A 12,019-nucleotide genomic window follows, 5' to 3' on the forward strand; every position below is an offset into this window, starting at 1 on the left:
GGGGAGGTTGGCGGGGGCGGGACGTTGCATGGTCGAAGAAGGCGTGGTCATTACGGCATTTTCCCAAAAAAAGAACGGCCCTGCTGCGTGTGTTTGCCGCCTACAAAAGACAAACCCCGCGACAGGCGCGGGGTTTGTTTGGGGTCAAGCGGGCGAATTAGCCGCGGCGGTCAGCCGGCTTGGCAAAGCGCTTGGCGGGGCCGCCGGGGCGCTTGTCGAACGAGGGCTTGGCGCCGCGGAAACCGCCTTCCGGACGGTCACCGCCGCGGAAGCCGCCTTCGCGCGGGGGACGGTCGCCGAAGCTGGGACGATCGCCGAAGCTCGGACGGGCGTCACGGTCACCACCGCGGAAACCGCCTTCGCGGGGAGCACGCTCGCTGAACGGGCGGGCATCGCGCTGGGGGCGGTCGCCAAAGCTGGGACGGTCGCCGCCGAAGCTGGGACGCGCATCGCGGTCGCCGCCACGGAAGCCGCCTTCACGCGGGGGACGGTCGCCGAAGGGACGATTGCCCTGGTAGCCGCCTTCGCGCTGGGGACGATCACCGAAGCTGGGGCGGTCGCTGAACGAACGGGCCGGGCGGTCGCCGAAAGGACGATTGCCTTGGTAGCCGCCTTCGCGCGGTGCGCCGTCGCGGTTGCCTTGGTAACCGCCTTCACGCGGCTTGAACTCGCCACGCGGGGCAGCGCCTTCACGCGGGCCACCGAAAGAACGGCCTTCGCGGTTGCCTTGGTAGCCGCCTTCATGGCGCGAACCACCGAAACCGCCAGGACGCTTGCCGAACGGCTTGCCGCCGCGCGGGGCGCCGCTGCCGCCGGCCGACGGACGCGGCGTGCGCTTGGGTTCCAGGCCGGCGATCACTTCAGGCGTGATCGTTTGGCCGATGTAGTGCTCGATACGGCGGACCTTGTGGCGCTCGGAGTGCGTGGCCAGCGTGAACGCCAGGCCACTGCGACCGGCGCGGCCGGTACGGCCGATACGGTGCACGTAGTCTTCGGCTTGCATCGGCAGGTCGAAGTTGACGGCGTGGCTGATGCCTTGCACGTCGATGCCACGGGCGGCCACGTCGGTGGCGACCAGGATGCGCAGTTGGCCGCGTTGCAATTGCGACAGCGTACGGGTACGTTGGCGCTGGTTCATGTCGCCGTGCAGGGCGGCGGCGGCAAAACCCTGGTCGGCCAGGCGGTCGGCCAGGTCATCGGCGCCGCGCTTGGTCGACGTGAAGACAATGGCCTGGTCCAGCTTGGCGTCGCGCAGCACGTGATCCAGCAATTGCATCTTGTGGCTGGCATCGTCCGCGTACAGCAGGCTTTGCGTGATGTTGGTGTGCTTTTCCTTGGCGCCGGCCAATTCGATGCGTTGCGGGTCGCGCATCATTTTCGCAGCCAGCTTGGCGATCGTGCCGTCCAGCGTGGCCGAGAACAGCAGCGTCTGGCGGTCTTCCGGCAGGCGGCTGACGATGGTTTCGATATCTTCGATGAAGCCCATGTCCAGCATGCGGTCGGCTTCGTCCAGCACCAGCGTGTGCACGGTGTTCAGCTTGACGCGGCCCGATTGCAGGTGGTCGATCAGGCGGCCGGGGGTGGCAACCAGCACGTCCACGCGGCGCGACAGCGCCTTCAGTTGCGCGCCGTAAGGCATGCCGCCCACGACGGTGGCCGTACGCAGGTCAGCCAGCTTGCGGCCATACGTATCGGTCGCTTCGGTAACTTGCAGGGCCAATTCGCGGGTCGGGGTCAGGACCAGCACTTGCACGCCGACGCCTTTATTGGCGGGCATCTGGGCAATGCGATGCAGGGCCGGCAGCATGAAGGCGGCGGTCTTGCCGCTACCCGTTTGCGCGGACACCATCAGGTCGTGACCGGCCAGCGCTTGCGGAATGGCAGCGGCCTGGACGGGGGTGGGGGTGCTGAAGCCAGCTTCTTGGACGGCCGACAACAGAGCGGGTGCGAGACCCAGGTTTTCGAAAGACATTACTTTCCCTTGCCGCAATCAATGCGACGCAGTGCTTGGTCGGGCCAGGGGATTAGGCGGCCGGATCCAGGCGACGGTTGATGGAGCATCGTGCCGACCGAATCAACCGTGCGCATGGCGCGTTCTCGTATACAGAGTGGAACGCAGGGCGAAAGGAAAGGAGGTCAGGAATCGATGATAGTTCGGCATGGGGCCGGGGCGTAGATTGCCCGGCAGACTGCAGAAAATTCCGCTAAATCAAGGCGGTAAATGCCGAACTCGTTTTGTGCAGTGCGACGATCATAACCCGAATTCGCCTTGCAGGGGAATTATTTTTTTGTCCAGTCCCCAATCAATAGGGTTTTTCCCTTGGTCGGCGAGCCAGTCGTTGGTCGCGTGGAAGTGGCCGCAGCCCAGAAACGGCACGGGCGGCCTCCGGGCCGACAGCGGGGAGGGATGGTTGGACATCAGGACCAGATGGCCGCTGTTGTCAGGAAGCAACAACCGCTTGGCTTGCGCATGGGCGCCCCACAGCAGGAAGGCCTTGGGCGAGGGGTCATGGGCGACCAGCGAGATCAGCGCGTCGGTCACGGTTTCCCAGCCGCGCTTGGCGTGGGAGGCCGGTTGGCCGTCTTCCACGGTCAGCGCGGTGTTCAGCAGCAGCACGCCCTGGTCTGCCCAGGGGCTCAGGTCGTTGCCCTGTGGCACCGGCGTGCCGGGGAATTCCTGCGCGATCTCATTGAAGATGTTGCGCAGGCTGGGCGGGCGCTTGCAATCGTCGGGCACCGAGAACGCCATGCCCTGTGCCTGACCGGGGCCATGATAGGGATCTTGACCCAGAATCACCACGCGCACGTCGGACGGCGCCAGGCCGTGCAGGGCGCGGAACGGGGTGGCCGGATAGACCGTGGCGCCCTCGGCCAGGCGCTTTTCGACGTGGGCGGTCACCGCGGCCAGCGCGTCGGCGACGGCGCGGTGCGCGAAGGCGGCGGCCCAGGCGTCGGGAAGTTGTGCCGTCTGGGCGGCAAGGGCGTGGGGAACGAGGCGGTTATCGATCGGCATGGGCGCGATTTTGGCATAGCCGGCGTGCCGGAATACGCGCGCCCCGGTCCATTCTGGACTCAGACCGGCCAGCCGGCTTGGCGGTGAGCCGAATCCCAGAACATCCACTCCAGCTGGGCGGCGTGCGTGTAGGCCTGGTGCATGGCCTCGCGCGTGTGTGCCGACGCGGTCTCGGCGGCGCGGTCCACCGAGGCGATCACTGCCCGCACCAGCGCGTGGAAATCGTCGCCGGCGTACGTGTCGATCCATGCCGCGTAGGGGTTGGGGCGCGCCGCATGCGCGTGGATCTCGCGGCCGATCTCGGCGTAGATCCAGAAGCACGGCAGCAGCGCCGCCAGCGCCACCGGGTAGGGCGCGCTCCAGGCGGTGGCGATCAAAAAGCTGGTGTAGTGGTGACTGGCGGGCGTCAGCGGCGTGGCCTCGAAGGTGGCGGCGTCGATGCCGAACTGCTTCATGAAACCGGCGTGCAAGCTGCGTTCGGCCACGACGGCGCCTTTGGCCGCATCCGCGAACTGCACCACGCCGTCTGCGTCGTCCGCCTTGGCGGCCGCGATCGCCAGCGCGCGCCCGAACGCCACCAGGTAGTGCGCGTCCTGGATCATGTAGTGCTTGAACGCGTTCTCGTCGAGCTGGCCGCTGGCCAGCTCCCGGTTGAACGGCATGTCGCGCGTTTTTTCGTAGAGCGCGGCGTTGCGCGCCCAGGCGTCAGAGCTGAAAGACATGGGATTCCTTATGCCTGCATGCAGGCCAATGGCGGCCGGTACGCAACGCCGCGCCCGGCCCAACGGCATAAGGGTATCAACTTCGGCGCATCCGCTCGTCTATTGCATGTACCAGCCGTGGCTGACCACGAACGATTGCCCGGTGAAGGCCGCGCTGGGGAAGGCGCACAGGAACAGCGCGGTCTGCGCCACGTCTTCGACGGTCGTGAAGACGCCGTCCACCGTGTCGCCCAGCATCACTTTCTTCACCACGTCCTCTTCGCTGATGCCGAGTTCGCGGGCCTGCTCGGGGATCTGCTTTTCCACCAGCGGCGTGCGCACGAAGCCCGGGCAGATGACGTGCGAACGCACGTTGTGCGCCGCGCCTTCCTTGGCCAGCACGCGGGCCAGGCCCAGCAGCGCGTGCTTGGCGGCTACATAGGCCGACTTCAGCGGCGAGGCTTCGTGCGAATGCACGGAACCCATGTAGATGACCACGCCGCCCCGGTTGCCCTGGTACATGTGCTTGAGCGCCGCCTTGGTCGTCAGGAAGGCGCCGTCCACGTGGATGGCCTGCATCTTCTTCCAATCCGAATAGGCGAAGTTCTCGATCGGGTTGACGATCTGGATGCCGGCGTTCGAGATCAGGATGTCGATGCCGCCGTACGCGGCCGCGACCTTGTCGATGCCCTGGTTCACGGCGTCTTCGCTGGTGACGTCCATGGCCACGCCCATGGCCTTGCCGCCAGCTTGCTCGATGTCGCGGGCCACCGCGTCCGCACCGGCCTGGTTCAGGTCGGCGATAGCGACGGTCGCGCCGGCACGCGCGAGGGTCAGGGCGATTTCCTTGCCGATGCCGCTGGCCGCGCCGGTCACCACGGCGACTTTTCCATTCAATTGGCTCATGTTGCAACCTCCGGGTAGGGAATCTTGATGGTAGTCCTTCCGCTTGAGCGCCGCCTGAACGCCTGCGGCGCGCCGGATGCCGGTAACATCTGGCTCATTCCCGGCGGCCGGGCTCTGCCCTTGCGCCGACACTTCTTCCAGGCGGTCATCGGCGTGGCAACAACTCTCGTTCGTCGTTTTTCATGGACCGCGGCCCGCGTGGCGTTCTGCGCGGCGGCTTCACTGGCGGCGCTGCCGGCGCAGGCCGCGCATATCGTCGTGGATACCGGACATACGGTCAGCCGGCCCGGCGCGACGGGCGCGAGCGGGCGGGTGGAATACCTGTACAACCTGGACGTCAGCAATCTGGTAGCGGCCGATCTGCGCGCGGCAGGCGACCGCGTGACCCAGGTGGCGGCCGACGGCGCGGAGGTGGCGTTGGGCCAGCGTTCGCGTGTGGCGCCGACAGCGGATTTGTTCGTCTCGATCCATCACGATTCGATGCAGCAGAAGTACATCGACGCGGGCCGCCAACGCGAGTTCGCGGGCTTCGCCGTGTTCGTGTCCGAACGCAATCCCAAGTATGAACAGAGCCTGCGCTGCGCGCGGGCCATCGGCGAGCAACTGGTGGCCGCGGGCGAGAAGCCTTCGCTGTATCACGCGGAACCGATCGCCGGTGAGAACCGGCCGCTGCTCGACCGCCGGCTGGGCGTGCACCGGTTCGACGGCCTGGCCGTGCTGAAGACCGCGCCCGTGCCCGCCGTGCTGGTGGAGGTGGGCGTGATCGTGAATCCGGACGAAGAGCGCCGCCTGGCCCGGCCCGAAGTCATCAAGCGGCTGGCACAGGCGATCGCAAACGGCGCGCGCGACTGCCAGCAGACGGAGCCTGCGGAAAGGCGCTAGCGCCGCAACGCCCGCCGGGCCGGATTCAGCGCGGCGGCGCGTGTTCGGCGGGTGTGCCGCCCAGGCGCAGCAGCAGGAAGCCGATGAGCGCCGAGGCGAGCGATCCCGTCAGTACGCCGATCTTGGTGGCGTCTACGGTGGCCGCGTCGGAGAAGGCCAGCGCGCCGATGAACAGGCTCATGGTGAAGCCGATGCCGCACAGCAGCGCCACGCCGTACAACTGCGTGAACGTGGCATGGCGCGGCAGGCTGGCGACGCCTGTCTTGATGGCCAGCCAGGCAAAGCCGAACACGCCCAGCTGCTTGCCCAGGAACAGGCCCAGCGCCACGCCCAGCGGCACAGGCTGCGCCAGGCTGTCCAGGCCCATGCCGGCGAAGGACACGCCGGCGTTGGCAAAGCCGAATATGGGCACGATCAGCAGCGCCACGGGCTTGTGCAACGCGTGTTCCAGATCATGCAGCGGCGAATGCGCTTCCGGCTTGCCCGCGTTGCGCGGACGCAGCGGGATCGTCAGCGCCAGCGCCACGCCGGCCAGGGTGGCATGCACGCCGGACTTCAGCACGAAATACCACAGCACGGCGCCGATCAGCAGGTATGGCGTCAGGCGCAGCACGCCCGCGCGGTTCAGGCAGAACAGACAGGCCAGCAACGCGCCGGCCATGACCAGCGCGAAGACTTTCAGTTGCGAGGTGTAGAACAGCGCGATGATGACGATGGCGCCCAGGTCGTCCAGGATCGCCAGCGCGGTCAGGAAGATCTTCAGGGACGTCGGCACGCGGCTGCCCAGCAGCGCCAGGATGCCCAGCGCGAAGGCGATGTCGGTGGCTGCGGGGATGGCCCAGCCGCGCAGGGTTTCCGGGTTGCCCAGGTTGATCAGCACATAGATCAGCGCTGGCGCCACCATGCCGCCCAGGGCAGCGATCCCGGGCAGGATGATTCGTCCCGCGCCGCGTAATTGGCCGTCCAGCACTTCGCGCTTGATCTCTAAACCCACCAGCAGGAAGAACACGGCCATGAGGCCGTCGTTGATCCAGTGCAGCACGGTTTCCTTGAGCAGCACGGGGCCCGTCTGGAAACCCAGCTTGGTTCCCAGCACATCGAAGTAGAGCGGCGCGGCTGGACTGTTGGCGATGATCAGGGCGACCAGGGCGGCGGCCATTAGCACGTAGCCGCCCAGCGCTTCTGACTGCAGGAAGGCCTGAAGGAATGACGGGGGGCGGGAATGGGGCTGAACCTGCTGGGTCACTCGGTCTCCTTGGACATATTTTGTTAAGATGGCGGGCTTTCTAAGCTGAATTTTAACTGAACATAGTTTCAGGGACAGGCTTATTCCGTCGAACGTCGGCTATTTTCCAGTCAATTATTTCAAAATCGGGTCGATATCGACAAAATTTCCGCGATTCTGAATCGCGGTGAGTACTGATGACATTCGCAGGGCTTTCGATTAAATTCCGGTCTTCGGTGCCTTGGTATGTAAAAGATATTTCAACCGATTTCAAAAAAATCGCGCCTCTCTTGAACATTTTGACCAGTTCGTGGCTAGCAACGCCGCCTGGCGACACCTGCTAGCACATGACCCTGCCTTCCCTATCTGTGCTCCTCTACACGCCCGCCAAGCTTGGCGCCACGAGCCGTCTGGTCGACGTCGGAACGTCCCTGGACGCGCCCGCCGGCCAGCCGTCGCATGGCAGCTATCACATGAGGCGGCTGGCGCCCAGCATGCGCCTTTTGACGTGGCAACGCGAGGGGGCGCGCTTCGATTTTTCGCGCACCGGCGGAATCCGCGTGTGGGCAGGTGGCCACTTGACGGCGGCAGAGGGCGCGCCCGACGGCCATCCGCCGTCCGCATTGCCGCTTGAGCCGGACGACGTCGCCTATCTCGAAGCCTACCTGCTGCTGCAGAACCGCAGCTGGAACGACCTTAACGCCGCTGAAGGCCCGTCTTGCCATGATGCCGACCCCCGCTGAACCGCAAGCCGGCCACGCCGGCGCCCGTCTGCGCATCCTGCACACCGAGGCCGCCACGTCGTTTGGCGGGCAGGAATTCTGCATCTATAAAGAGATGATCGCCATGCGCGACCGCGGCCATCATCTGGAACTGGTCTGCCAGCCCGAGGCCGAGCTCGGAGACCGCCTGGGCGAGGCCGGGTTCACGGTGCACCGCATCCTCATGGACGGCGCGGGCAATTTTGTGCGCGGCGTGGCTTTCGTGCGTCGCTTGCTGCGGCAGGGGCGCTTCGACGTGGTGAACACCCACAGCCGCCGCGATACCGTGCTGGCCGCCATCGCGGCCCGCCTGGCGGGCACGCGGTTGATCGTGCGCACGCGGCATCTGGCCAAGCCCATCAATTCCCTCTATGCCTACACATGGCTGGCGCACCGCGTCATCGCCGTCAGCCGCTATGTGCAGAAGCAACTGCTGGATGGAGGCGCGCGGCCGGAGTCGGTCGCGACGATCCATTCCCCGGTCGTCTTGCCGCAGGTGCGCGAAGGCGCTTGCGTGCGCCGCGAACTGGGCCTGCCCCTGGATGCGCTGGTGGTGGGCTGCGTGGCCGTGATGCGGGCAGAAAAGGGACATTGCGATCTGATCGACGCGTTCCATCGGGTGTCCGTCCGCTTCCCGTCGGCGCACCTGGTCCTGGTGGGCGACGGCATGCCGTTGTTCGATCAGCTGCGCGCGAAGGCGTCGGCGTTGGCGCTGGCGGACCGGGTGCATTTCACCGGACGCCGGCAGGATATCGGCAACGTGCTGGTGGCTCTGGACGTGTTCGCCTTGCCGACACATCGCGAGGCCCTGGGCACGGTGTTCATCGAAGCCGCGGCGATGGGCGTCCCCGTTATCGGCACGGACGTGGGCGGCGTGCCGGAAACCATGCAGGCGGGCGTGACCGGCCTGCTGGTGCCGCCGCGCGATCCGGCCGCGTTGGCGGCGGCGCTGGAAACGCTGCTGGCCGACTCGGCCATGCGCCGCCGCATGGGCGACGCGGGCCGTGAACTTATCCGGGGCCAGGGCCTGTTTTCGGCCGAGCGCACCGCCGGCCAAGTGGAACACGCCTACACCCATTGGCTGGCCGAGCTGGGCTGGCCCGTGCGCGTGGCCTGAGGCCGGGCCCGCGCCGGCCGGCGTCGGCGTTCAATGCATGAGCAGCGCGTTCATCGCTTCGATCACGCGATTGCGGTAGCGGGGCAGCAGGGCCTGCGCGCGAGCCTGCCGGTCGTGCCATTCGGCGGGTTCCGACCCCGCCGCGACGCGGGGCGCCGCCCAGATCGGATCCGGAAAATGGCGGTCGCCGCGCCAACGCGGAATCACATGCCAGTGCAGGTGCGGCACCATGTTGCCCAGCGAGGCCAGATTGATCTTGTCGGGTGCCAGCACCGATTGCTGCGCTTCTTCCACCGCGTACACGGCGCGCATCAGCAGGTCGCGCCCATGCGTGGACAGGCTGGTCATTTCAGCCAGATGCGCGTTCCAGACGACACGCGTGAAACCGGGGTAGTCCGCATCGCCGACTTCGATCACGCGCAGGTGCGGGCCGCGCCAGAGCAGCGTGCCGCCGTCTTCCTGGCACAGGGGGCAGTTCGGGTCGCGAGCGCTCAAGCCATCACCTTGCGGTACTGAATGAAGCCGGAGCGGTCCGCGATGCGGTCATACAGCTGCATCGCGGTCGCGTTGGTTTCGTGGGTCAGCCAGTACACGCGGGCGCAATTGTTGGCGGCGGCCTGGGCGTAGACATGTTCGATCAGCTTGCGGCCCGCGCCAGTGCCGCGCACGTCCGGATCCACATACAGGTCTTGCAGGTAGCAGTAATCGCCCGCCGTCCAGGTGGAGCGGTGGAAGATCCAGTGCACCATGCCGACCGCCCGGCCGCTTTCATAGGCAAGCGCCGCGTGCATGGGTTCGGCAGGGTCCAGGAAGCGCGCCCAGGTGTTGCGGGTGACGGCGTCGTCGATGCTGACGCGGTAGAACTCCTGGTAGCCCTTCCATAGCGGCAGCCAGAGTTCGAAGTCGGTGGCGACGATGGGGCGGATATCGGCGGTGCTCATGGCGCAAGGCCTCCTGTCAGTGTCAGAGTTGATCTTCCATCGCTTCGACGATGTGTCGTAGCACTTGCAGGCGAGCGTAGCGCTTGTCGTTGGCCGACACCAGATGCCACGGCGCATGCGCGACGTCGGTGCGGGTCAGCATCTCGTTGGTCGCGGCTGCGTATTCCTTCCATTTGTCGCGGTTGCGCCAGTCGTCGGGCGTGATCTTGAAGTTCTTGAAGGGCGATTTCTCGCGCTCTTTGAAGCGCTCGAGCTGCACGTCGGCGGTCACCGCCAGCCAGAATTTCAGCACGATCGCGCCGCTTGCCGCCAATTGCCCTTCGAAGTCGTTGATCTCGGCGTAGGCACGGCGCCAGTGGGCGGGTGCCGTCAGCTTTTCCACCCGTTCGACCAGCACGCGGCCGTACCAGGAACGGTCGAAGATCGCGACGCGGCCGTGGCGCGGCAGTTGGCGCCAGAAGCGCCACAGGTACGGGCGCGACAGCTCGTAGCTGTTCGGCGCGGCCACGGGCGTGATGTCGAATTGCCGGGCGTCCAGCGCGTGGGTCACGCGGCGGATGGCCCCGCCCTTGCCGGCGGCGTCCTGCCCTTCGAACACCAGCACCAGCGAACGGTCCAGGAATTTCTTGGACCGCGCCGCACGCGCCAGCCGGCCTTGCAGCAAGCCGAGTTCGGACTCGTAGTCGCCCTTGTCGACGCGGGCTTCGTAATCCAGGTCGCCCAGGCGGTCGACGATGCGGGCGGGGGTGGAGTGCGCCAGGAACGATTGCGGAATGCGCGGCACGCCGCGCTGGCGCATCGCGGCCAGCACCGCTTCGGCCGTGCGGGCCGAACGCATGTTCTCGTCGGCGCTGGGGATGACCACCCAAGGCGCGTGGCCGCTGTCCGTGTGGTTCAGCACGATCTGGCCGCCTGCGCGGATGCGGTCGTAGCGCTTATGGACTTTCAGATCTACCGGGCTCACCTGCCAGGAGGTCTCGGGGCTGGCCAACAGGCGTTGCGCGCGTTCCTTTTGCGCCTTGGCAGACAGATGGAACCACAGCTTGACGATCTGCACGCCTTCCGCGGCCAGCATGGCTTCGAAGCGGCGGATGGCGGCGGCCTGCGCCTCGATGGCTTCCTGGTTGGGTTTCTTGCGGGCGGATTCGATAATCAGCGGCGCATACCAGGAACCGAACACGATGCCCGTGCTGCCTTTGGGCGGCAGGTCTTTCCAGTAACGCCAGAACGGCGGGCGGTCCTGTTCTTCGCCTTCGGGCGGGCCATAGGCCAGCGTCTTGATGTGGCGCGGGTCCATCCATTCGTTCAGCAGGTTGACCGTGGCGCCCTTGCCTGCGCCGTCGATCCCCGCCACCACCACAAGCAGCGTCTTGTCCGCTCTTTCCAGGCGCTGGTATTGCGCGTTGAGCAGGGCGACGCGCAGCCGCGCCTCCAGCGGTTTGAATTCCTCTTTGGACAGGCTGGGGTCGGCTTCGGCTTCTGCGAACATGGGGGATCCGTCTGATCGGCAATCGGGAGATCGGCCGATCTTGCGGGATAAGCGCCCGCTGCGCAAGTGCAGGGGCGGCAGGCGGGATCAGAGCCCGTCGATGGGGATTTTCAGGTAGCGCACCCCGTTGTCCTCGGGCGGCGGGAAATGGCCGGCGCGGATGTTCACCTGGATGGCGGGCAGGATCAAGGTGGGCATGGAAAGGGTGGCGTCGCGCCGGGTCCGCATCGCGACGAAGTCGTCTTCGCTGATGCCGTCGTGCACGTGGATGTTGGCGGCGCGCTGTTCGGCCACCGAGGTCTGCCAACACACTTCGCGCGCCGGCGGCGGGTAGTCGTGGCACATGAAGAGCCGCGTGCCCCCGGGCAGGCGCAGCAGCCGCTGGATCGACCGGTACAGCTGGTGCGCGTCGCCGCCAGGGAAATCGCAGCGCGCGGTGCCCACGTCGGGCATGAACATCGTGTCGCCCACGAACGCGGCGTCGCCGACCAGGTAGGCCATGTCGGCCGGCGTGTGGCCGGGCACATGGATCGCGGTGGCTTCCAGCGCGCCGATGCGGAAAGTTTCGCCGTCGGCGAACAAGTGGCCGAACTGGGAGCCGTCCAGCTGGAACTCCGGTTCCAGATTGAAGATCTGCTTGAAGACGCCCTGCACCGCGCGGATGCTCTGCCCGATGGCGATGACTCCGCCCAGCTGCCGTTGCAGGTAGGGGGCCGCCGACAGGTGGTCGGCATGGGCATGGGTTTCCAGCAGCCATTGCGTGGTCAGCCCGTTTTCGCGCACGTAGGCCGCCACGCGGTCCGCGCTGGCCGTGCTGCTGCGCCCGGACTTGGGGTCGTAGTCCAGCACCGAATCGACGATGGCGCAGGCGCTGCCGTCGTGCACGACGTAGGTGACGGTGGCGGTGACGGGGTCGAAGAACGCTTGTATGTGGGGATTCATGGCCGCCGGCAGATAACAATATATATATTTAAATAATATTGT

General features: G+C 66.4%; 12 protein-coding genes. 3 read left to right on the plus strand and 9 right to left on the minus strand.

Translation table 11 applies throughout. The annotated features are described in order from the left end of the window. Window positions 1-157: 157 nt before the first annotated feature. The 4 genes from A9973_RS30205 to A9973_RS30220 all read right to left on the minus strand — a co-directional run bounded on the left by A9973_RS30205 (window position 158) and on the right by A9973_RS30220 (window position 4,620). Window positions 158-1,972, minus strand: coding sequence for a DEAD/DEAH box helicase (locus A9973_RS30205; RefSeq protein ID WP_183017246.1), 1,815 nt, complete (start codon window positions 1,970-1,972; stop codon window positions 158-160). A gap of 279 nt (window positions 1,973-2,251) precedes the next feature. Further along, window positions 2,252-3,013, minus strand: coding sequence for a uracil-DNA glycosylase (locus tag A9973_RS30210; RefSeq protein ID WP_183017247.1), 762 nt, complete (start codon window positions 3,011-3,013; stop codon window positions 2,252-2,254). 59 nt (window positions 3,014-3,072) lie between these two features. Then, window positions 3,073-3,735, minus strand: coding sequence for a thiaminase II (gene tenA / locus A9973_RS30215; protein WP_105555853.1), 663 nt, complete (start codon window positions 3,733-3,735; stop codon window positions 3,073-3,075). 99 nt (window positions 3,736-3,834) lie between these two features. Then, window positions 3,835-4,620 (minus strand): 3-hydroxybutyrate dehydrogenase, encoded by a 786-nt coding sequence (locus A9973_RS30220; RefSeq protein WP_183017248.1) that lies wholly within the window; start codon window positions 4,618-4,620, stop codon window positions 3,835-3,837. A gap of 27 nt (window positions 4,621-4,647) precedes the next feature. On the opposite strand from A9973_RS30220, the gene A9973_RS30225 reads away from it, so the two are divergent. Further along, window positions 4,648-5,502, plus strand: coding sequence for an N-acetylmuramoyl-L-alanine amidase (locus A9973_RS30225; RefSeq protein WP_255469351.1), 855 nt, complete (start codon window positions 4,648-4,650; stop codon window positions 5,500-5,502). A gap of 25 nt (window positions 5,503-5,527) precedes the next feature. Here A9973_RS30225 and nhaA read toward each other — a convergent pair whose 3' ends face one another. Next, entirely contained in the window at window positions 5,528-6,748 is a 1,221-nt protein-coding gene (gene nhaA, locus A9973_RS30230) for a Na+/H+ antiporter NhaA (protein WP_183017249.1), read from the minus strand. A gap of 326 nt (window positions 6,749-7,074) precedes the next feature. Here nhaA and A9973_RS30235 point away from each other — a divergent pair, with 326 nt between their 5' ends. Next, window positions 7,075-7,470 (plus strand): hydrogenase, encoded by a 396-nt coding sequence (locus tag A9973_RS30235; protein ID WP_183017250.1) that lies wholly within the window; start codon window positions 7,075-7,077, stop codon window positions 7,468-7,470. Next, complete coding sequence (locus tag A9973_RS30240) at window positions 7,451-8,605, plus strand: glycosyltransferase (RefSeq protein ID WP_183017251.1); 1,155 nt, start codon at window positions 7,451-7,453, stop codon at window positions 8,603-8,605. Before A9973_RS30235 ends, A9973_RS30240 begins: the two co-directional genes overlap by 20 nt. A 30-nt stretch (window positions 8,606-8,635) precedes the next feature. Here the strand turns inward: A9973_RS30240 and A9973_RS30245 are convergent, their stop codons facing one another. From A9973_RS30245 to A9973_RS30260, 4 genes are all read right to left on the minus strand, one after another. Beyond that, window positions 8,636-9,100, minus strand: coding sequence for an HIT family protein (locus A9973_RS30245; RefSeq protein ID WP_183017252.1), 465 nt, complete (start codon window positions 9,098-9,100; stop codon window positions 8,636-8,638). Beyond that, a complete protein-coding gene (locus A9973_RS30250) occupies window positions 9,097-9,546 on the minus strand; it encodes a GNAT family N-acetyltransferase (protein WP_183017253.1) in 450 nt (149 codons plus the stop codon). The genes A9973_RS30245 and A9973_RS30250 overlap by 4 nt, the downstream gene beginning before the upstream one ends. A gap of 22 nt (window positions 9,547-9,568) precedes the next feature. Continuing rightward, complete coding sequence (gene pap / locus A9973_RS30255) at window positions 9,569-11,035, minus strand: polyphosphate:AMP phosphotransferase (RefSeq protein ID WP_183017254.1); 1,467 nt, start codon at window positions 11,033-11,035, stop codon at window positions 9,569-9,571. Between the two features lie 87 nt (window positions 11,036-11,122). Beyond that, on the minus strand, window positions 11,123-11,977 hold the full coding sequence (locus A9973_RS30260; protein WP_183017255.1) for an MBL fold metallo-hydrolase: 855 nt from the start codon (window positions 11,975-11,977) through the stop codon (window positions 11,123-11,125). Between the last annotated feature and the right edge of the window lie 42 nt (window positions 11,978-12,019).

The sequence above is a fragment of the Achromobacter sp. UMC46 genome (assembly GCF_014170335.1).
Lineage (GTDB): Bacteria > Pseudomonadota > Gammaproteobacteria > Burkholderiales > Burkholderiaceae_B > Achromobacter.